Consider the following 22,038-nt stretch of genomic DNA (forward strand, 5'->3'; position numbering starts at 1 on the left):
GGCCTACATAAGCCCTACACTTAAATCAAAAATAACTGATTATCAGAATATTAAACATTTCAACCCAAAACATCACAATTTGTAACGAAAACATTGTTTTTAAGGTGTCTTTTGACGGGCAATATCAATAAGGAATTCGTATAAATTTGTCTCCGGCTTAAGCTGAAGCTTCTTTCTTAAGCGATATCGGCCCACTTCAATGGCTTTAATGGTTACATTCATCAGCTGGGCCATTTCCTTTGAAGAAAGGTTCATCGATAAATAGGCACAAAACTTTAAATCGTTCTGGCTTAAATCAGGGTAAAGATCTTTGAGTTTATTAAAGAATTCGGTGTTTACATGGTTAAAGTGAACGCTCATATGATCCAGTTCCTGATCCTTTTTTTCTACATCCTTAATCAGCCTGATGAGGTGCCTGAAACTTGGCGAACTCTCATTTAAATCGTGGTTTTTAATTACCGTCGATATCACTTCTTTAATCTTGGCCAATACCTTGCCCCGTTGTACCAGGTGCATGGTCATGGTAGAAAGCTCTTTGTTTTTATAATTTACATCCGCTTCGAGCTTTTCGTTCTGCAGCCGCACAATTTCCTTCTCGTTCCTGTCCAGTTCCAGCTGATGCAGGTAACTCATGCGCTCCTGCTCTTTAATGTGTTTCTTTTTCTGCCACCTGATAACCAGCCCTAAAGCCATCACAATTAAGATGAGGTAAAAAATCCGCATCCAAATGGTATTGTACCAGGCTGGCAGCACGATAAAAGTATAACTTACCACCTCAGATTCGTTACTGATGCCAGTACTCGCCTTTACATTAAATGTATATTTTCCGGCCGGTAAATTAGTATAATCTTTTTCGCTTTTCGTCCCCCATGCAGACCATTCGCTATCAAAACCCATAAGCTGATAACTGAATTTGATGTTCTTATCGTGTTCAAAAAGTGTTGAAGCGTATTCGAAATGGATCGAATTTAAGCTGTACACGTATTCAGGGATCTCGTGCAGGTCTTGCCTGGTTGTAATAGCACCCTTATTTACAAAATACCCTCCAAAAACCACACTATCTTTATTTCCCATCAGCTTAACGGTGCCCAGCACCACGTCTGGCCGGGTAATATTCTGAATGTATTTTTGGTAGTTGATGTGATAAGCCCCTTTGTTGGCCCCAATAAATATATTTTTGCTATCAGGCGTGTATATCGATTCGAAACCGCCAACCACTTTGCCATTTAGCTCGGGCAGGTATAAAATACTGAAGGCATCTTTTCCATTAGGCCTGTGAAAATCAATTACCCCTACTTTTTTATTGGTTACAAACCAGATGTTACCATCGTTATCCTCTTTAAGATATTGAATAGGGACACCATTCAGTGCCGAGCCGAACAATTTAAAACGGCTAAACTTTTTGCTCGAGGCATTATATTCAAAAACCCCGCTTGTAGTGGCAATTACTACCCTGTTTTTAATATGGAACACGTAATTATAGAGCTTAGTTGGCAAACCATCCCGATCAGAGAACAGTGTAGTGCGCAAGATGCTTTTATGATCGGGGTTGAGTTCTATTTTATACACGCCATGATAGGGATGCGAAGCCCAGATTAGATCGGGGTTATTGTTATCGGTTACAATAAAGCGGAGGGTTTCGTTAATGCCGGCAATTTTACCGCCGTTAACAAAGCGGCCTCCGGCGTAAGTTATTTCCTGCAATCCGGCGTAAGTACCTGCAATTACCTCTTTACTCGGATAAACATTATCAATGGGTTGGTACATCCAGGTGCCGATCAGGCTATATAGTGGGGTGGCTGTATTATCTTTCACCAGGAGGGTTCCATCCTCGTGGGCCATTAACAGTTGGTTGTTAATTTCATCCAGTCCCCATACCTGCCCTTTGGTATTCTTTACCTCCTCAAAATTGGCTGGCGAATAGCTTAAATCGGGCATGGCTGCATTAATTTTTGCCCGGTACAAACCATTAGAGGTACCAATATAGATAGATTGATCGTATTTGCGGAAAGCGTAACTCGTTATTTGCTTATTGCGATCGGGAAAAATGCTTTTAACCGCACTGTTTATGGCCACATAAGCAATTCCATCATCGAGTGCCAGCCACATGTTCTTATCTTTATCAAGCAGTATGCCTCTTACGTTATTGTTCTGCAGGCCTTCTTTATAATTGTATTTCTGTACCAGGTCGCCATGTTTGTTCATAATATACACCCCACCCGAAGTGGTGGCCACCCCATATAAATCCGGGCTGATTTGCGTGGCAAAATAAATCCTTTCGTTTAAAAAAACCTGATCTAAACTAGTCCTCAAAGGTTTTAGTCGATGGTTAATAACCAAGAAGAATCCTTTTTTTAACATCGAAACCAATAGCGTATCGCCACCATAAGGAAGCACCGCGGTAATGCCCGAACGGTTTAAAACACTATCCACGCAAAAAGGCTTCCACATAGCGTGGTCGTAAATCATGAGGCCTGAATCAGATGACTGCGAAAAAACCTTATTCTTTACAGCCCCCATAAACAGCCAGTTCGTATTTGTTTTATAACTTTTAATTACCCCGTCTTTGTAATGTAGAATAGCATGTATAGACCTAAAAAAAACTTCATCCCGAACAACTGAAACACCCCAGATATCGGCTAGTTTCCGCATATTTTCGGGCAATAGATTTAACAGCGAGGTATATTTTAAAACACCTTGCGCATTAGGGTAAAAATAACCAAACTCATCTTGCCCGCCTACATAAATGCGGTTTTTAGAATCGATCCCCACCGAACGTACCGAGGTAAAGTTGGGTAACTTAAACAGGTTCCAATAGCGGCCGTTAAAAGTAAGCAGCCCCTCATTATTACCAAAATACAGGATGCCATTTTTATCCTGCTCTACATCCCAATTTTGAATCCCACCGCTATACTGCTCGTTATTGTAGTTTACCACCTGCGGGATTCCCAAAAGCACCTGGGCCTGGGTACAATAAGCAGTCAAAAAGAATAATATAGCGGGTAGAAGTTTCTTCATTTAGTTAGGGAAAGGTTAAAACGCAATAATAAATATATAATTTTAATTCCGGTTAGCCTTGTATACAACTATTAGCTAATTTCCCTTTTAGCTGTGCAAAGGCGAAAAAACTAATGCTTAGGTGACTAAGGTGGTGAGAAAGAAGGTTGTTTTTTTTAAAGCCATGTGCAAAAAAAGTTTTATAACCATATAAGAAATTTAAGGGAATATAAGCTTATATGTCTTACATGGTAAAATTGATAGAAATCTGTTGGCAGCGGTTTCGAAGGTGAAATCTGACCTTATTTCTTTGAAGCGCAAAGCCTGTAGTGCTTAGGCTTGTTCCAGTCCCGCTCTTACTCCAAGTCCTCGCTGCGCTGTGGGCTTTCCGTGCAATCGGGGCTAGTTTGCTAGTGACTGTGCAATGAAATTAAAAGTGTCAAAGGTTTCTAACCATATAAGAAATTTAAGGACATGTAAGCTCATATGTTCTTACATGTCTTATCTGGTAAAAATAATTAGAGAAAATATCTTGATTAGAATCTTAGTTGGTAAAAAATGACTATTTCATTAAATACGGCTCTACCGCTTTTCGCCAGATGGCGTAGCCCTTAGCATTCATGTGCAACATATCATCCACAAATAATTCTGGTCTAAGTTTACCATCTTTGGTTAGCATTAAAGAATAAACATTAACGAAGATGGTATTGGTCTCTCCGGCAAGGAACTTTTTAATGAGTGCGTTAGATGCTACTGCTTTCTCCTTAAATTTATCCCTGCTTGGGCTCGGTTTAATCGAGATATAAACAATAGGTACCGTTGGCAGTTTTGCCCTGATAGCCTGGTATAACCTGATAGTGCGGTTTAAAACTGTATCGGGTGTAACCGTTTCATTTGGTAAATCGTTCTCCCCCACATACAGTACAATCTGTTTTGGCTGATATGGAAAAACCACATCATTTAAATAATAGGTAATATCGTTAATTACAGCACCGCCAATTCCGCGGTTTAAAGCATTGTATCTGGCAAAAATCTGTGTACAATCGTCCCATTTCCGGATGGATGAACTGCCTACAAACAGCACCGGATGGACAGGTGGTTTATACATTTGATCGTATTTTTTAATGGTCTGCACATCATCCCAAAAGTTAGGTTTCTTTTGCGCAAAAGCAGTTACAGTTAAGAACGAAATCAAAAGGAAACTTAAAAATGATCTTTTCATGCGAATGAGTATTTAAGGTTCACAATATACCAATATCCTGTTTTTTAAGATCAATTCAATCAAATTTATTACGCCCGGTTAACCAAAACTTTAGCAAAATGGTAGGCTACGCGAGATCGTCATTCCCAATTTAATTGGGAATCCTAATGCTATTCCAGTGCGCTTTAAGATTAGCTTCGCTGAGCACTTCGTGGTTCCCGCCTGCGCGGGAATGACGACCGTACTATGGATTCTGTCTATGGTAGGGGTAATTTATTTTATAAAAATCAATATAAATGATAGCAATTAATCTACGTGTAAAAATCCTCCCGAGTTACCGTCATTTCGAGCGGAGTGCAACGCAGTCGAGAAATCTGTTTTGATAGATCTCTCCACTTCGCGTTGCTGCGGTCGAGATGACGACCATTCTATTGGAATCTGTCTATGGTAGCCTAGTCGAAGGATCTTTTATGATAGGTTACAATCCAAAAATTGACGACTGGCAGGGTCTTCGACTCCGCTCAGACTGACAACAAATAAATTTATCCCTTAAAACCAGCACTAAACCTGCTAAAATCGAAGGATAAAACTGCAATATGTGTTAGTTTCTGATTAGTGGAATGGTCACCATCATTAACCAGATAAACCTCATCAGCATTCCATTCGGTATTGCTTTGTACCACCTCACCATCACTTAAATTACTTACAATCTGGCTAACCAAAAAAGAGTCCACCTGTTCGGATTTATGGTTAACAGAAAGATAAATGGAAGTTATAATCGCATTGATCTGGTAAATGGTCGACTGTACCCCATACAAACCATCAAAATCGATATGTTTCCTCATGGGCTCCTGGCTGGCCGACTCAATCGCTTCGCTTAAGGCCGACAAGCTTAAATTGGCATTTTTTCGCGCCATGCGCGATTGATTTTCATCCCGTTCAACCCGGTTTTGAATGGCAACCTCCAGGTAATCCAGACTGGCTTTAGATGCATTGACAATTTTTGCCTTTAACTGTCGACTATCCCAAATCGGGAACAAATAGGTGGCAAAAATGGCAATCACACAGCCCAGCAGCGTGAAGATAATCCGGTCGTGCACAATATGGTCGAAATGGCCCTGGTAACTGCCCAATGTTAAAATAACCGCAGGGGTAATACACAATACACTAATGGTATAATTTAAGCGGTTAAAGGCATAAAAGCCCAATAAAAAAACCACAGAAAAAGACAACAGCACCGCAGGACTCTTGACAAAATAGACAATGATCAGCCCGATTACAACGCCCCCCATACTCCCCTTTAAACGTTGTAAATTCCGTTTCCAGGTGATTGAAAATTTAGGCCGGGCTACAATAACCAGCGTAAGAAAAAGCCAGTAACTGTATTTGCTGGGTTCGAGCTGCCAAATGAGCAAAAAACCGAACAGGAAGCAAATGGCCAGCCGCAGCGAAAACCTAAAAATGGGCGATTTTAAAGTCAGGTGCTCCTTAATGGAAAAGCGATCGCCGGTTATAAATAAAGGATATGAAATCGATCCGCTCAATTCCCGCAATTGTTTCGCTGTCGTGCGCTCATTGCCCCTTATCATTTCGATAATGCGCACAATATCGTTCATGTTCGAAACCACCTTTAGTACAATTGATCGCTGGGTTTCGTTTAAACGCTCCACTTCCTGCAATAACATCACGCGTTTCTGGTGATATTCCATATTGGTAGCTACCTCACCTTTATAAGCTTTTGCCGAGCGAACGTGTCTGCCCAACTGCTCCAGTTCTTTGGCCAGCAATTCAATTAAGATGGCAATCAGTTTCAGGCTCGGGCCAGTAGCCAAAGTTTTTCGAACTAAAGCATAATCATAATGCACCGCATTCAACTGCTCATACAAATCAATCAGTAACCGCGCCCTTTCCAACAACAACTGCCCTTTGGGGTTATCAGGATTCATGGCGTATTTATCAGTAAGCAACAGGTTCCGGATCAGCTCGTGTTTCTGGTTTACCTTAATGTGCAGTTTTATCGCTTCTTTTTGTTGCAGATCGAGCGGAACATCCACATCATAATTCTTCGCTTTGGCATTTAAAAATACCGCACTGCTCATCAGGCATTCGAAAATGGCATGGTGAAGCGAGCGGTAAGGCCGCAACAAGGTCTGGATCAAACTAATCACGTAATACCAAACGCCACCAACCAGCATATAACTGCTAAAATATAGCGGCCGCGCCGGGTGAAGCCCCATCACGAAGGCACACACAATCAAGGCCATGGTACCGATCAGTGAGAGTTTCTGCCCGTATACGGCAAGCATCGAAAAGCTAAACGCAGCAATAACCACCACAACCGCGGTAAGGTAAACATGATCTAAAACCGATGAAACCACTAGCGTAGTAGCGAAAAAGACAATAATGCTCCATAGCGCTGTTTTCAATTTGTTCAGCCGGTTATCGGGCAAATCGGTCAGGCTGATTAATAAAGCACCAACCCCTATTCCTTTTGCTGCCTCGGGATTGCCCAGGTAAAAGAATAAAATAATAGGCAATACCACGGTAATGGTGGTGCGCAGGGCATCAGAAAAGTACTCACCCAAAAAGAAATACGAAATGGTAGAGCCGATGCTGTTTTTGGGCATGAATATGTTAATGAATGCTGATAATTGATAAAAGCTGCAAAGATAAGAGTTTTATAATGCATGCATAGCAAATAGCTACACAAAACCAGATACCGATCTGTTCTTTGGACTTTAGAAGAGTAATTGCGTGTTCAGAACTTAATCCATGGTTACTCTGCAGTGAACCATCCTAGCGCAAGTCTTAGCGCCCGAGGCCGGTGCAAAGGACTGAATGTTGCTTTAAAACAATCTCTAAGGTAAAATCTATCTATCCGAATTCTGGAAAGCACAAGTCAAGCCAATCCTACTATCCTACCCGCTAAGACTCGCGCTAGAATTGGGAGTGACGTAAACTAAAGTGATACTAATATGATTACTATCCAAATTACACTAAAAACACTTCCAAAGTAGACCATTGGCATATTCTGTTTCAAGTTTTTCTTTACGAATGCAGAATAAATAATCCATCCAATAAAGGCAATAAAATATAATGGGACTGCAAATAATAACATTTCAATATGATTAACAATCAAATATAAATAAAACTTATCGCACCTACGCAGGTCAATAGAGTGAGCTTGGGTTAATTACCTAGGCTAATTTTAAATTTTTATTGAAAGATATCCCTGGTAAAAGTAAAAGGCATTATATAATGAAGTTTTTAAAAAAAAATATTGTTTTAATTATTGTTTTAAAAACTATATTAGAGAAAAAATCATATCGTAATGCTCTCAAACAATCTACCGCAAATGCGGTCAACATGGTCACCCATTTTCTACAGCGGTGCATTTTTTTCATCGATAAAATGGCGAAAACATATTACTTTCCAAGACGTCAAAGTTCAATTAAAAAACAAATAGATAAAAATTTTATGGTTCCAAGATTTTTTGTGAGTTCAACTTACTATGATTTAAAACATGTAAGAGAAAGGATTGAGAAGTTTATTGAAAGTTATGGATTTGAACCTGTGCTTTTCGAAAGTGATAAAGTCACATATCAGCATGGCCAAGCCATTGATCATTCTGCATATTATGAAGTAGGGTTATGCCATATAATGCTTTTGATTGTTGGGGGGAGATATGGATCACCGTCTACAAATGGTAGCATTGAACAACAAAGAAAATTATATGATGATGAGTTCATTTCAATAACAAGAAAAGAATTTGATACAGCAGTTTTACAAAATATACCCGTGTTGGTATTCATTGACCAAAACGTATATGCCGAATATCAGACTTATAAAGAGAATCAGGAATTTTTCGACAAAACGCTGAAAATTTCAGACACTCATATTGAAACAAAACAGTTTAAATTTGCTCATGTTGACCATGTTAATGTTTTTAAATTTATAGATGTGGTTCGAGGCAAGGCAATAAAAACATTTGAAAAAGTAGAAGAAATTGAAAGCTACATTAAAGCTCAACTATCTGGTATGTTTTATCTTTACTTAGAGTCTTTGAAAAAAACATCTGACGACAAAAAAATATTAGATACCATATCTGAGTTGAATAACGTGACTCTCAGAATGAACGAAATGATAACTTCTGTTGGCAAAGAAATTTTTCGTGATAACAAGGCTACATATGAAAACGTTATTGAGAGTCAGTTGGAAATAATGCTAGATTTTTTCAGAGACAAATTTGCTAGTAATATTGATTTCATTTCAGTCATTCCAGATGATGAGCTTGACCTCATAAATCTAGATCAAGTTGCAGAATTAATCTACACAAAAGCGCTAAAAGCCGAGTTACCCAAATCAACTAAAAATCAAAAGTGGTCTGATTGGTATCATAAAAATAAAACTGCTATAGAAGCGATTTTGGAAAACCTGCAAGAAGAGCTTGCGTTATGGTCACCAAAGTTAGCTTTAAAAGATTTTAACCTAGAGCCATTGAATAATGACTTGAAGATAAAGGTACTTCCATTCATAAAAAATGACGCTGACGAGAAAAGGATTATTGAAAAAATTAGAAAGGTTATCGAAGATAAATTAACTGATTTACCTTTTTAATATCAAGCCTAACTTTAAAACGAAATAATAATACATAAGATTAATTGAAAGTTGCCCTTTGTAAAGATACAGGTAACCAATTATTTCTATGAGGGCAGGCATATACATTATTTAATAATAGAATATACAAAACTCAAACCTACCCAGTTGAATAAGGGAATAGATTATATATTTGGATGTACCTATAAATCAGAAAGTCAATATTTCATTGAATAAATTATTTCAGATAAAGCTTAATACCAAGAATACTAATAGAATGTGGCAATACCGAAATACACCCAAATTCAATTACAATTTTAAAATTTTATCAACCGGTAAAATACTGAAAACAAAGGACTTCACTAAACAATTATTAAGGATTTTTCACTTAGCAATAAAGAAATAAATGAAATGTACCCCTCTGGAATGGTCATATATTTTATGACAGAATTTCTTTTTCATTAAGCTATTTAAATTTGGCAGGATTACTTGAGAAACCAGGAAGAGGTTTGTTCAAAATTAGTACAATAGGCTTTCAATTTTTAGAAGAACCAGAAAAATTAACCTCTTTTGTCGAAAAAGAAGTTCAAAAAAACTACAAGCTCAAAAAAGCGTTAGTTACTTCTCCAATTGATTTGGAGGAAAGCAAAACAGAAAGCTTGACTCCTCAGGAAAAGTTATTCAATTCATTCAATAAAATTCGCGATGCCCTCATTCTAGCGCAAGTCTTAGCTCCCCAAGTCGATGCCACAGACTGACTTGTGTCCGCATTAAACCAATAGACGAATTCTGATCAATATCAGGGATAAAAGTCAACCAAAAACACAATCATTCGCTCTAGTAATGGTGGGTCAAAAATTGTATTTTGCGGTTTAAAACAATACGCTCATGGATGCTTTTAAAGATATTTTTCAGGAATTTAAAGATAGAATAAGAAACCCTTTATTTAGTTCGTTTGCAATTGCATGGATTTTTTTTAATTGGCGAATTACTGTCGCACTGATATTCTACAATGAAGAAATTCTTAAGAAATCTGGTTACAACACTTTTAATAATCTTATAGATGCTCGGCAAGATAACTACAAGATGTTGATATTTCCATTTTTGAGTGCTTGCGTCTATGTTTTTGGGTTTCCTTACATTAGAAATTTCATAAACGAATTTTTGGCAAACAGAAAAATTGAAAATGAAAATAGGATTCTAGATAATAGTAAAAAATCTTCTGTCAAACTTGAGAGATACATTGACTTACTGAAAGAACTCGAAAATCAGCAAAAATTGGTTGGCGATATTTACTCAGAGCAAAAGAAAGAACTGGATAAAACAACTGCTTTACAAAGTGACTTGATAAGGACGCAAGAGTTGAATACTAATTTGCAGAGTGAATTAGCTAAGGCAAATCAAGATGCTCAGGCCTTTAAAAAAATGGTAACTATACCTGTTATTCTTAATGGACGATGGGATGCAATCTTTGAGGATAACGGCAACATCCATACTGAACGCTGGACAATATCAGGTGAAGATATATATGCGCCAGACGACAGAATTTTAAAGATAAGGGCTTTTTTATATAATCCGGCTACAAACCTACTTCATTTTACTTTAACTGATGAGATAAGAACACCTGGAGGTACTGGTGTATTTTACATTACTGAAGAAGCGCGAAAATCATATTTGATGAGTTACATACCGCAGGATGGTTTGTATGTAGATGCTCATAATAGTTTTTCCTTAAAGCATATTGAATAATCAAAAATGAACAGGCTCATAATTGTCAATGGATTCGATACACTCTAGCGCAAGTCTTAGTGCCTTAGCTCAAGCAATGGCCTGACTTGTGCTTTATTTAAAATTAGGTACGCAAATATTTTCTAAAAAGATTGCTTTACTCCACCTCAAGCCCATACCCTTCAGTTCGCAATGACGAAGTTGCCGACGAAGAACTATAAAACCGACTTATATTATTGGGCTGTCTCTCAACAGCCCAGTAGTATTTTAATCCCTATACCCATCCCTAAAACTATAATGCGTTTGCGCATTACAGATTACATAATCGATAATTTCGATGTTTAGCTTGGCGCAGGTATTAAAACAGGTATTTACAAAAAGTTCATCGAGTGGGTTAACCTTAATGCTTTTTACATCGCAATAGTTTAACACCAATACACCATAAGCATTACAGGCAACAGCCAAGCCTGCCAGTTGCTGTATGCAGTTAATCGGTTTTGCCTGTTGCTTTAGTTTGTACCAGCAAAAAACCTCGTGGCTTTGGTTTACAAACAGCACATACCAATTGCAGGTTTTACCAGATGATGGTTTGCCGCGGAGCTGTTTTAAAAATTGAGTTGAATTTTGGACCAGGTTTACGTTTACCGGCCTTTTGAGTGTGTGATAACCGAACTTAAGTTCAGCTAAAGCAATTTCATTTTTTGTTAGTTGCATTTTAAAAAAATTAAATACATGCCTAACTGTGTTCGCGACATAAATATAGTAAAATATGATCAGATGCAGAAATAAATTGAGGGTGATGATAAAGATTTTGGTTTTGAAAAATGGCCCCGGACTTCCCACCTCGGTCACCCGACTCCCGCCCCAAAAAGATTGCTTCACGCCACCATAACAGCCCTTCCCTTCAATTCGCAATGACGAAGCGGGTCAGTTAATTACCAATAACCAAACTTTAATGATCAAACAGCGACCGCATATCATGGTAACGCACCAAACCTCGCCCCCCGGTCTTTCCGACTCCCCGACTAATTTACCCTTTCCCAAAACAATTGCCTTTTAAAAAGAATTATATAAGTACACCTATAACAATTTGATATGAAAACGAAAATAATAATCTTAGTGGCCGCCTTTGGCCTGGCATTGTCAGCCTGTAGCGGTAAAAAGGCTGATCAGGAAAATGCAGACAGTATGTATAAATACACGGATACCAATAAGGTAGTTGACAGTACAAAGACCGATTCTACAGCAGATTCGACCACGAATGCCCCGGCAGATGTAAAAAATTAAAGAAAATGAACAAACGACTAGCGCTCATACTGAAAAGTATGGGCGTTTTTGTTTTATTAAGGCTAGTGACCCCTCAGGGGTTCGAACCCTGGACCCACAGATTAAGAGTCTGTTGCTCTACCAACTGAGCTAAGAAGTCAAGCACCTTTTTTGTATCTGAAATACCCAAACGTGCCATAAACATGCCAAATGGAGTATTCAGAACCAAAAATAGTATCACAAGATACTTTAAAAAAAAGAAGTTATGTTACCTTTTATTATAAAGGTAAAAGAGTTAGGGAATTCAACGGCAATAACCTTGGTCTAAAGATACAGCCTAACTATGCTAAGTCTCTAGAGGAAAGAAATAAATTACTTAAGAAGTTAGAATATGAGCTGTTAAAAGCTCTGGAAAATAATTGCTATCCCAATCAACCAATAGTAGAAGTTATAGTATCAGAAAAAAAAACAACCTTGGAGTTACTAAATAATGCCTTGATAAGAAAACTGTCATCTAATCTCAATAAATACTACAAAAAAAATCTTGAAAGCATTCAAAAGCAGTTCGTTAGTTTTTTAACCAAAGCAGAACTTGATGGGGATATAAAAAGCTTAAAAAAACAGAGAATAGATCAATTCCTATCTACTTTTAATAGCTCTGGTACTTACTACATGAACAAAAGAAGGGATTTAGGGGTACTATTTTCATCAATTAGTAAAGAAATTGAATACAAACTTAATGTTGTAAAAGATTCAGAAACACGGAAAGCTAAAGCAACTTTACACAAAATTTATAGTGATGAACAGATAAAGTTTATTTTACCATACTTAAAAAAACATCACCCTAAAGTTTACATCTGCTGTTTATTGAGCTACGGCTGTTTTTTAAGACCGCATAGAGAAGTTAGAGAATTAAGTGTTCACCATTTTAAAAATGATTTAACAGAAATTCAGTTAGCTGGTCATGAAAATAAAGGTGGACGTGTAAGAGTAGTATACATTCCTGATTATGTAAGAAAAGAGTTAGTGTTCATAAATGAACTATCTGATCAAGACTGCAATATCTTCACCGGCATAAAAGAACCACATAATGATTGTTATTTTAATAAAGCTTGGAAAAATGCTTGGAAGAAGATGTTTGCCCTAAATATGATTGAGAAAGATCAAACTCTTTACTCATTTAGGCACACAGCAGCAGTAAAAGTGTACAGAAAAACTAAGGATTTAAACATCATACAGCAACTATTAGGGCATTCTGATATGATTGTAACATTAAAATATTTAAGAGGCTTAGGTGAGGCTACAAACTCAGAGTTAAGAGATCATATGCCCGAGTTAGATCTAGATTAAAAGCTAATCAACATTCTTAGCTAATCTCAAGTGCCTCTACGAAAGTAGGGGCTATTTTTTTCAAAAAAATCAATAAAGTGATTGGCAACTCATTAAGTATCTACCCTTGTATTATTTCCAAAAACCGTAGTTTTCACAAACTCATAAGGTTCAAATGTAAAACCAATTTTTTTATATAAAATAAATGTTTCAGGTAAATCAAGGCTATTTGCTCTGTGATTTTTAAGAAGCTTAAATTTTAGAGTTTGCATGTCTCTTAAATGAATTACCTCATACTCAGCTCTAACATAATCTTCTAAGTTATAATTATCAAACTGAAAGTCTAACCTGTCTACTAAAAACAGGTTGCCTTTGTATATTCTATTTTCCTTAGGTTTATAAGGATTTCTTGTTTTATCTCTCCATATTTCAAAATTAAGCTTTCCTGTAAATGTGTATACCCCGTCTATCAACATACTAGTATTAAAATTATCCCCACCAATATGCCGACCTATTTCTCTATGATCAAAATCTCCAGTGAAGAAACCATTACCATCTGTTTCTCTAATATTTAAGATTATAGCTGCTGAAGAACCCCTTTCATGAATGTTACTAACAAAACCTGCGTAAATTCCGCTCAGTCTATCAAAGTAAATCTTAGCAAGTGCCTGCTTTTGAGAATAATAAAACCACAGAAGCAATATTATTGGAGTAAAAACACTAATAAGGTTAGCAATATCTTCTAATTTGAGAGCAGAAAAACACATAAATATCTTTTTATTTAAAAAACTAAAATACTGATTAAAATTTAGAACAGAGTAATTTCAGAAAGGCTATGTTATATTATACATTAAAACTTTGTTGTGACAGTGTTTTACCGTTATAACTCAAAAATTCCTGAGATGAATATAGATTTGAGATGCAAAATGGTTTTATGGTATTAATTATTGATATTAGTAAGATGGAAGAACAAATTACTATCAAAATACCTAATATTTCATTTAGTGCTGTAATTGAAGCTAAAACCAATAAATTTATAAAATGGTACTTTGCAACTACTGACTTAATTAATGAAGCAAATTACATTATCAGTGTTCCCAAGACTATTAAACAAAGAGTTGCTGAAGGCTTAAGTGAATATCAAACAAATGAAAATAAAGTTACTTTCCTTACCCAACTTCTCAATCATTTTATAAACTTACTTCCTAAGTTTAAAGATGGGAGCGTTGAAGTTTCAATCAATAATCTAGACTACATAAATAAGACCATTCCTTTTTTGGAAGAAATTATATTTGAGATAACTCAGTCTATAGAAGCTTTAGGATTGGGAATTAGCCAAAATACCTTTACAGGTGAAGAATATAACAGAATTAATAAAATACTAGAAGAAGTTTTAGGGGAACTAAATATCATTAAAACAGGTAATGCAGTCCTCGGGGAGCAGATAGAAGAATTACAAAATGACATCAAGGATTTAAAAACTTCATTGGTGATGGGAAAAAAGCCTTTTCATCAACGAGTTACAGGAATAATAACAAGTTATGTGGCAAATAAAGGAGCGGATGAGGTATTTGAAAAGATAAAACCTTTGTTATTTGAACTAATTCAGGGCTTTATTAAACAAAGTAATCTAGAAAATGTGATAAAATTACTTAACTAGTTTAAGAGGAAAATATTAATAAAATAAAGTGTGAAATTTCTGTGACTAAATCTGAAATTATCTGTTGGATATTTGTTAATAATAAAACACTTCATTTGTGTTCAGCTATAAAAGGGTGTTAAAAACCAATATTAAAAACCTGTGATTGATGGACAGGTATAAATGAACCATCATATCTATAAATATTATCCATGGCACCAATCTTAGGCAGGATAAGCAAATATTAAATCAGAAGAGTTATTTACGGTCTGCAACACTAACCAAGCAGACAATAAGCTTAGGTAAGCTTTATTACGTAAGGTTTGTTTTTACTTACAAGATTTATGGATGCAAATATCCAACAAGAGCTAGATTTTAATGCTAGCAATAATAATATAGAAGCTGAGGTAAAGCCTCAGGATGTAACAGTTAATTCCGATACAGAGGATACTAGGCCTAAAAGCATGTTTTTATCAGCATTGGATTTATTGAATGATAAAAATATAAAACAAAGTTATCTTATAGAAGGATTAATAGCTGTTGGAGAAGTTGGGTTAGTAGTTGGCCCTAGTGATACTGGTAAATCAATACTTACAAGACAAATAGCATTATCAATTGCACTAAAAAAGGATAATGTTATAGACTTAAAGTTAAACACTAAATACAACCGTAGCATTGTTGTTAGCACAGAGGATAATAAAGCAAGTTGGAAAGATAAAATTGAAAAATATAATCTTACAAAGGATGAAAGAAGTGATTTATCAAACCTTTCAATAGTTTTTGATGAACAGTTCACTCCAAAAGCTTTAGAGGAAGAACTCAAAAATAATCCGGCTGATCTTGTAGTCATAGATGTTTTCACAGATCTTTTTACAGGAGATATTAATAATGCTATTAGTGTAAGGATGTTCTTTAAGCCCTATAAAGTTATAGCACAGAAATATGGAAGTGCTGTAATTTTTATACATCATGTAAGTAAAAAGGGGGAACAATCATCTCCATCCAAACTAAATGTATCTGGCTCACAAGGCATTGAAGCTACAATGAGGTATGTCCTTGAATTAAGAAAAGACCCTAATGATGTTAATGCAAGACATTTAATCATCACTAAGGGAAATAACTTTACACCACAAGAAAAGAATATCTCCAGAAAGCTAAAGCTTTTACCTACCCTAGAATTTGAAAATACTGGGGAAACTGCTTCTTTAGAAAATTTGGGCAACACCAAATCTCACGGAAAAGATCCAGCTGTTATAGAACGGGTGATGGAGTTACGTGCTGAAAACCTTTCTACTAGGGGCATTTCTGAGAAACTGGTAGAAGAAGGAACACCACTACACAGAACAAGAGTAGCTGAAATTATTCAGCAGAATAAATAAAAAGCAATAATCACTGTCCACCTGTAAACTTGTAGTGATAATAACGGACGGACACTTTAAGCAACTTAGGTTGCTTTTTGTGTTTGAAGAGCTTTGTATGTATCCAATTACAATAGTTTATTTAGTTAATAATATTTAATAATAACCTGCTAAATCAAAATATTTAAAATAGCTATAATTTTTCAAGTGTATTCCTTTCTGTAAAGGATTTACCATCAAAGTTACCCCTCCCATGTGCTGAGCTTACTACCACCCCATAGGGAAACAGGTAAGCTTAAATAAATTGTTCATTAAACTCAAAATATTATGGTTACGGTAACTAATTATCAGAAAAGAACTACTACAGCAGGAAAAGAATTTATAACCCTAGAATTAACAGGTGCAGTTACACTGGTTCAATCACAAACTAATGGTGCTTACTACGCTACTGTCCGTAAATGCACTATCTCATCAACGTTTGATGAAGCTACTGCTAAACTACTTATTGGTACTCAAATGCTGGGAGATATTATTAAACAGGAAACAGCTCCTTATGAATGGACTAATAAAAATACTGGAGAGGTACTTAACTTAAATTATCATTGGTGCTATCAACCTACATCACAATCAGAATTAATAGGTAGCTCAAAAGAATTAATAACAGCTTAAAGGGGAGGATTTTAATCCTCCTTTTCTACTTCAATCTTAATTAGCTAACTAAACCACAAACATTTAAACTTTATGAATTTAATCAAATCAAGTAATCATCTTGAAGAATATAGCATGTACATAATTACTCCTAAAGGAGATTTAAAAAAACTGAAAGCACCATTTCAAGTACAATGTTTAACAGCAAATCAATGCTTTAAAATAAACTCATTTATTTATGTTGATGCTATATCAGCTCATCAAAATCACTTAATTATCTACAGAGTCTTAGGAAAATGGTATCCGTTTAACCACTTTAAAATTAAGATTAACTACCCTTAATTTGTCCGTCCACATTATTCACTGGTATAATTGGCGGACATATAAATAGGGCAAATCTGCTCTGTTATCAAATATTTGTTAGCTCTACATTTGGTTCAATGCCTCTTAACAAGGAAGAATTAATCAAGAAAGTAGGTTTTAACATCAGGAGCTGTAGGAAAAGCAAGAATATTTCCATACAGAAGTTGGCGTTAGAAGCTGGTCTAGATTATTCCCAAGTTTGCAGGATTGAAAGAGGTGTAATAAACACTAGCATCTATCAACTGTTTCTCATTTCCAAAACTCTTGATGTTCCTATCATACTATTCTTTTCGGATATTTAGAATATCCGTATCAAAGTAATGCTCTACTGCCTAAATAGGGTTATATATGGTTTCCCGTACTATAAGACCTTTAAATAAGTATAATTTAACCCTCTAAACCAATAATTTATGAAACTAAAAACTTTACTGATAATAATTACTTTATTATCAGCATCACTTCTCATGTCATGTAAAAAAGAAATTGTAGTTGAACCGTCTACCTTAAAGGTGCGGTATGAACTTACCACTAATTCTCCTTTTGTAACTGACCCAGCTTATGTATCTCTGAATACATTTAGCTTTGTTAAAGATGCAAACATGAGTGAAGAAACAGTTACTAACCTCACTGGTAAAAGTTGGATTAAAGAATTCTCTATAGAAAATAAAAGAAATATAATTCTAGGCTTTGGAGGTAATTTCTTATTACAGGGTATTAGTGGAACATGTAATGCTAAAATCTATGTTAACGGAGTTTTGAAAGCTGAAAATAATCAATCTGCATCTATTCCAATTAGCGGTATGACTTCTACTGGTGTAAGCATTCAATGGGCTAATCAGTAGAACATGAAATCAGTTAACGGTTGGTATCTGTTAATAGGCATTTTCTTAATTGGTGCAGTATCTGCATCTGATAATGAAATCCAAAAGCCCCTAGCATGTCTATTAACAATTTATATTATTTACGTATTAATCAAAACAAACAGATGAAAATATATTATAGATTAAAGGTTTTAAGTATTATATCATTAATTGGAACAGGCTGTACCACTAACAGGGATAAGCCTCCTCAAGTAGTCTTAATTCATGATACAGTCAGAGTACATGATACTATTTACATCAAATTAAAACCTGCTACTGAAAAACAGGTAGTTAATAGCAATAAGAAAAGTAAGGCACAGATATACTTAGAAACTTCTAGATACTTTCAAGAAAAAGAGAAGCAATCAGATGTAGGGAGAAATCCAAATTTATATAAAACTGTTATTACTCCTTCAAAATTTTCTGAGGAAAATACAAATAAGGAGTTCGGATATAACCCTAACAGAAAAAACTGATATTAATACTTTAACATTACACCTCTATGAAATATAATAATGTAAAAGATTTTTCTCAAAATAGGGAAAGACCTTTGGATATAAAACAGCCTGCAATTTCAAAACAGAGAAAACATCTCTCACTAAAGCATCTACCATTTGATAAAGAAGTCTCAATTAGTAAATGTTGGATTGACAGGGATGATGCATTTGATTATGGAGAGAGGCTTGAATAGTCTTAATTAAACGTGCCAAAAACGTGCCCAATTTAATGGATTATTAACAGATATAATTTGATAAAAAAAATAAATAGATTAATTCACATACGTAAATAGGCATTTCAGTACAAAAATTGTGTTTATTGTCTTGAAGTTTTAGCTTTTTTAAGTAACAAAAAGCATGGTCACAGATTAAGAGTCTGTTGCTCTACCAACTGAGCTAAGAAGTCTTGGTAAATAAATATAATCTATTTTAAATCGTAACAGGTTGAACTGACAAAACTTTTAATTGGTGCGTGAGCGTTTATTTTTTCCAATATAATAATTTGATCGTGAAAGTAAAATTGTATTTGGTATCTTTCCTGAATAACCTTATCACACTCTAATGGCAAAAGACAAAATAAATAAACAGGTTAATAATAAAATTAAAGTTGATCTTGATGGGTTTGACCCGTTAGGTATGAAGGCCGTAGGTGAAACGCTAAGTGATTCAATAGAAGGAACCTCAAAGTTAGGCCTAAAAGCGGCTAAACAGTTCCTATCATTAACTTGTAAGCCATTGTTTGAAGAATTTGGTCTCATTATGAGAGATAAGCTTTCAACATACAGACTCAATAACATCGTTAAGGTTCTTGAAAAAGCAGAGGGCAAATTGACGTTTGATTTGACGACAGAGACCTTAAAAATAAATCCTCGAATAGCATATCAAATTATAGAAAACGCATCTTTAGTTGATGACAATGATCTTCAAGAAATGTGGGCAGGATTATTTGCAGCTTCCTGTAATAAGGATGACGATGACGAAAATATCATATTTATCGATATTTTAAAACAGTTGACCGGATCTCAAGTAAAGCTATTAAATTTCATTTGCCAAAACACGAAAAAATGGATTGAGTTTTCTAACCTACCAGAAGCTATAAAAAGAGGTACTATTCGTCAAGTTCTTTTTGTTATTCATTTGCATGATGCAATGACTGTAATGGGAACTGAAAACTTTGCGAAGGTTAGTAACCAGGTAAGTGCCCTATTTAATATCGGACTACTTACTGTGCCAACGCAACGCCCTTATAACACAAGCAACCCATTTGAAAAAAACACTAAAATATCAGCGATTCCTTCATTGATTTTATTACAACTTTTCGTAAAAGGTCAAGGCTCAAATGATACTCCACTAGAATATTTTTCTCCTGTCGTTAAATCAGAAATAAAATCTAAAATTGGCCATTATATAGAATTTGATCCAGATTCAATTTTAAATTTTTTATATGAGAAAAATCGCCTCGTAGCAAAACATCAGATACTGTACAGCTCGACAACCCTGTTTGCAAAACGAGCTTCACTGGCAAATCTTTCGTCCGTCGAACTAAATGAGCTATTTCAAGCTTTAGCACTGATCAACTATGATAAATTCGACTTCGAAAAAAACTATGAAGTGGTTGATAATGGACAGCTTTTAGGAAGTTTCCATTTCGAACAAGGTTTCCGAAAAAGCGCCGCATTTTGATTATTTGTTTGATTGTTTCGCCAAAAACTTCTGATGCAATTCGTCAAAAACGGACTTCAATTCTAACAGCCTTTCTGATTTAATCACAAAACCAAGGTTTGAAGGGATCATACTTAATACTTTGGGATCAGAGGCTGTTGGAATTGGTACAGGAACTAACTCGCCGTTAGCTTTTGCCATAGGGCCCCCATCTAGCGCAAGTCTTAGCACCATAGCCCAAACAAAGGCATGACTTGTGCTTTCATTAAATATAGAATAACTTCAAGCCTTTGACCCCGACTAAGCTATCAAACAGATTGCTTCACGCCACCTCAAAAGCCCTGCCCTCCCGTTCGCAATGACGTACCGTTTCGCTTTTATAAACCCACACTTCAGCACTTCGTCTCCGAACTTCTCAAACCCTCATAAAATATACCCACTAAACGGTATTGCCTGCTTCATATACGATTGTGAAATTTGCCAATAACAAACAAACAATAAGGCATGAAAATAAACAAACTACTATTAATGGCAGTGCTTGTGCAATTGGTTACTATATCCAATTTAATTGCGCAGGTAAAAAAACCGGCGACCAAAACGGCTGTTCCGGTTAAAACCAAATACGGCGCTTTAGCTGTAGACCGATCAAATGGTTTTTATTATGGTTTTTCATTCGATCAGCCAAACCTGGTAGCAGCCGAGAAAAAAGCGGTTGACGAATGCAACAAACGCGGTGGAGCCTGTAGTATTGTACTCACCTACTCGGGCACAGGTTGTGCCGCCTATCGCACCATAAACGGTAATGTAGGTACCGCATTTGGCTGGGGCATAGCCAAAACGAAAGAAGAAGCTGATGCAATAGCTACCAAAGAATGTTTAAAAAGAAGCGGCGGCGTACAACCTGCTAACTTTGTATGGACTTGTAATGCAGCACCAGCGGCACAGTTAAAAGAAATATACAATGCCTCGCCTGAAATTACAGGTCCGGTAAAAATTGGCAACCAGGTATGGACAAGCACCAATTTAAACGTAAGTACCTATAGAAACGGCGAGCAGATTTATTATGCAGCCAACCAAAAAGAATGGGAAAAAGTAAGCAGGGAAAATATACCTGCTTATTGTTACCTTAATTTCGACAGCAGTAATGAAAAGAAATACGGTAAGCTATACAACTTTTATGCAGTTACCGATCGCCGTGGCTTAGCGCCTGCCGGTTGGCATGTGCCCAGCAGCAGTGAGTTTTTAACCCTTATTGCGGCTTTAGGTGGTGAAAAGGTAGCCGGAAAAAAAATGCGTGGTACTACGGGCTGGGACGTAAAAGATTCGTACAAATTTGCGCATGGCAATGGCGATAACTCATCGGGTCTCAATTTGCTTACCAATGGCAGTGCAGGTGGTGATGAGTATGGTGGCGGAAAATCTTTCCTTTATGGCGTATGGTTAAGCTACTGGTGGTCGAGCAGTACCAAATCAAGCGGCGACAGCTTTGCCTATTACCTCGACTTTAACAAATACAGCGAACCGCGTGTAACCGATTATAGTAAAACCACAGGCTGTGCGGTAAGGTTAGTGAAAGATTAATTGACTGTATCGTATTATTGAAGAACTTAAAGGTTCGAAATCGCTTAATCAACCGGGAATATTCAAGATTTCCGGTTGATTTTGTTTAAGGGGCATAATGAACACTAATGCAAGTGGCATTTGGCCATATAAGACATAGAAGAAAATATAAGCTGATATGCTACTTACATGGGCTTAAATCTTTTTTTGAGACTGCTTCATACTACCCACCATCCTACTTTCCGTTCGCATGCTAGTGAAGTCTTAGCGCCCTCTTTCTTAACCATGCCCTAGCCTGCTTGTGCTTCAAAATAATCACTTAAATAAATCTATC

Annotated in this window: 20 protein-coding genes and 1 tRNA gene; 14 read left to right on the forward strand and 7 right to left on the reverse strand. The window is 36.1% G+C overall.

Annotation, left to right across the window (positions count from 1 at the left end; genetic code table 11):
- Nucleotides 1–99: 99 nt before the first annotated feature.
- From ACUN24_RS00795 to ACUN24_RS00805, 3 genes are all read right to left on the reverse strand, one after another.
- The gene (locus ACUN24_RS00795; RefSeq protein ID WP_445560821.1) at nt 100–3,018 is read right to left on the reverse strand and encodes a ligand-binding sensor domain-containing protein; all 2,919 of its coding nucleotides are present in this window, start codon (nt 3,016–3,018) and stop codon (nt 100–102) included.
- Nucleotides 3,019–3,559: 541 nt separating this feature from the next.
- The gene (locus ACUN24_RS00800) at nt 3,560–4,219 is read right to left on the reverse strand and encodes a GDSL-type esterase/lipase family protein (RefSeq protein WP_445560822.1); all 660 of its coding nucleotides are present in this window, start codon (nt 4,217–4,219) and stop codon (nt 3,560–3,562) included.
- Between the two features lie 521 nt (nt 4,220–4,740).
- Nucleotides 4,741–6,825, reverse strand: coding sequence for an FUSC family membrane protein (locus ACUN24_RS00805; protein WP_445560823.1), 2,085 nt, complete (start codon nt 6,823–6,825; stop codon nt 4,741–4,743).
- A gap of 631 nt (nt 6,826–7,456) precedes the next feature.
- Here ACUN24_RS00805 and ACUN24_RS00810 point away from each other — a divergent pair.
- From ACUN24_RS00810 to ACUN24_RS00820, 3 genes are all read left to right on the forward strand, one after another.
- Nucleotides 7,457–8,815, forward strand: a complete 1,359-nt coding sequence (locus ACUN24_RS00810) for a DUF4062 domain-containing protein (protein WP_445560824.1) — start codon at nt 7,457–7,459, stop codon at nt 8,813–8,815.
- A 413-nt stretch (nt 8,816–9,228) separates the two neighbouring features.
- Nucleotides 9,229–9,552, forward strand: a complete 324-nt coding sequence (locus ACUN24_RS00815; RefSeq protein WP_445565117.1) for a winged helix-turn-helix domain-containing protein — start codon at nt 9,229–9,231, stop codon at nt 9,550–9,552.
- Nucleotides 9,553–9,682: 130 nt separating this feature from the next.
- Nucleotides 9,683–10,543 carry a hypothetical protein gene (locus ACUN24_RS00820; protein WP_445560825.1) on the forward strand — a complete coding sequence of 287 codons (861 nt, stop codon included), beginning with the start codon at nt 9,683–9,685 and terminating at the stop codon, nt 10,541–10,543.
- A gap of 246 nt (nt 10,544–10,789) precedes the next feature.
- Here ACUN24_RS00820 and ACUN24_RS00825 read toward each other — a convergent pair whose 3' ends face one another.
- Nucleotides 10,790–11,236 carry a hypothetical protein gene (locus ACUN24_RS00825; RefSeq protein WP_445560826.1) on the reverse strand — a complete coding sequence of 149 codons (447 nt, stop codon included), beginning with the start codon at nt 11,234–11,236 and terminating at the stop codon, nt 10,790–10,792.
- A gap of 381 nt (nt 11,237–11,617) precedes the next feature.
- Between ACUN24_RS00825 and ACUN24_RS00830 the strand changes: the two genes are divergently transcribed.
- Nucleotides 11,618–11,809 carry a hypothetical protein gene (locus tag ACUN24_RS00830; RefSeq protein WP_132398454.1) on the forward strand — a complete coding sequence of 64 codons (192 nt, stop codon included), beginning with the start codon at nt 11,618–11,620 and terminating at the stop codon, nt 11,807–11,809.
- A 66-nt stretch (nt 11,810–11,875) separates the two neighbouring features.
- On the opposite strand, the gene ACUN24_RS00835 is transcribed toward ACUN24_RS00830, so the two are convergent.
- Nucleotides 11,876–11,948 (reverse strand) — tRNA-Lys (locus ACUN24_RS00835).
- 50 nt (nt 11,949–11,998) lie between these two features.
- On the opposite strand from ACUN24_RS00835, the gene ACUN24_RS00840 reads away from it, so the two are divergent.
- Nucleotides 11,999–13,138: a tyrosine-type recombinase/integrase gene (locus ACUN24_RS00840; RefSeq protein ID WP_445560827.1), complete on the forward strand. Its 1,140-nt coding sequence runs from the start codon at nt 11,999–12,001 to the stop codon at nt 13,136–13,138.
- A gap of 92 nt (nt 13,139–13,230) precedes the next feature.
- Here the strand turns inward: ACUN24_RS00840 and ACUN24_RS00845 are convergent, their stop codons facing one another.
- Nucleotides 13,231–13,884: a hypothetical protein gene (locus ACUN24_RS00845; RefSeq protein ID WP_445560828.1), complete on the reverse strand. Its 654-nt coding sequence runs from the start codon at nt 13,882–13,884 to the stop codon at nt 13,231–13,233.
- A gap of 167 nt (nt 13,885–14,051) precedes the next feature.
- On the opposite strand from ACUN24_RS00845, the gene ACUN24_RS00850 reads away from it, so the two are divergent.
- From ACUN24_RS00850 to ACUN24_RS00885, 8 genes are all read left to right on the forward strand, one after another.
- The gene (locus ACUN24_RS00850) at nt 14,052–14,777 is read left to right on the forward strand and encodes a hypothetical protein (RefSeq protein WP_445560829.1); all 726 of its coding nucleotides are present in this window, start codon (nt 14,052–14,054) and stop codon (nt 14,775–14,777) included.
- A 323-nt stretch (nt 14,778–15,100) separates the two neighbouring features.
- On the forward strand, nt 15,101–16,135 hold the full coding sequence (locus ACUN24_RS00855) for an AAA family ATPase (protein WP_445560830.1): 1,035 nt from the start codon (nt 15,101–15,103) through the stop codon (nt 16,133–16,135).
- A gap of 306 nt (nt 16,136–16,441) precedes the next feature.
- Nucleotides 16,442–16,783, forward strand: a complete 342-nt coding sequence (locus ACUN24_RS00860; RefSeq protein ID WP_445560831.1) for a hypothetical protein — start codon at nt 16,442–16,444, stop codon at nt 16,781–16,783.
- Between the two features lie 419 nt (nt 16,784–17,202).
- Nucleotides 17,203–17,427, forward strand: a complete 225-nt coding sequence (locus ACUN24_RS00865) for a helix-turn-helix domain-containing protein (protein ID WP_445560832.1) — start codon at nt 17,203–17,205, stop codon at nt 17,425–17,427.
- 108 nt (nt 17,428–17,535) lie between these two features.
- A complete protein-coding gene (locus tag ACUN24_RS00870; RefSeq protein ID WP_445560833.1) occupies nt 17,536–17,967 on the forward strand; it encodes a hypothetical protein in 432 nt (143 codons plus the stop codon).
- A 143-nt stretch (nt 17,968–18,110) separates the two neighbouring features.
- Nucleotides 18,111–18,461, forward strand: a complete 351-nt coding sequence (locus ACUN24_RS00875; protein WP_445560834.1) for a hypothetical protein — start codon at nt 18,111–18,113, stop codon at nt 18,459–18,461.
- 26 nt (nt 18,462–18,487) lie between these two features.
- Nucleotides 18,488–18,676 carry a hypothetical protein gene (locus ACUN24_RS00880; RefSeq protein WP_445560835.1) on the forward strand — a complete coding sequence of 63 codons (189 nt, stop codon included), beginning with the start codon at nt 18,488–18,490 and terminating at the stop codon, nt 18,674–18,676.
- A gap of 367 nt (nt 18,677–19,043) precedes the next feature.
- Entirely contained in the window at nt 19,044–20,165 is a 1,122-nt protein-coding gene (locus ACUN24_RS00885; protein ID WP_445560836.1) for an Abi-alpha family protein, read from the forward strand.
- Here the strand turns inward: ACUN24_RS00885 and ACUN24_RS00890 are convergent, their stop codons facing one another.
- Nucleotides 20,166–20,345 carry a hypothetical protein gene (locus ACUN24_RS00890; protein ID WP_445560837.1) on the reverse strand — a complete coding sequence of 60 codons (180 nt, stop codon included), beginning with the start codon at nt 20,343–20,345 and terminating at the stop codon, nt 20,166–20,168.
- Between the two features lie 303 nt (nt 20,346–20,648).
- Between ACUN24_RS00890 and ACUN24_RS00895 the strand changes: the two genes are divergently transcribed.
- Nucleotides 20,649–21,725 carry an FISUMP domain-containing protein gene (locus tag ACUN24_RS00895; RefSeq protein WP_445560838.1) on the forward strand — a complete coding sequence of 359 codons (1,077 nt, stop codon included), beginning with the start codon at nt 20,649–20,651 and terminating at the stop codon, nt 21,723–21,725.
- Nucleotides 21,726–22,038: the final 313 nt, after the last annotated feature.

The sequence above is a fragment of the Pedobacter sp. WC2501 genome (assembly GCF_052682415.1).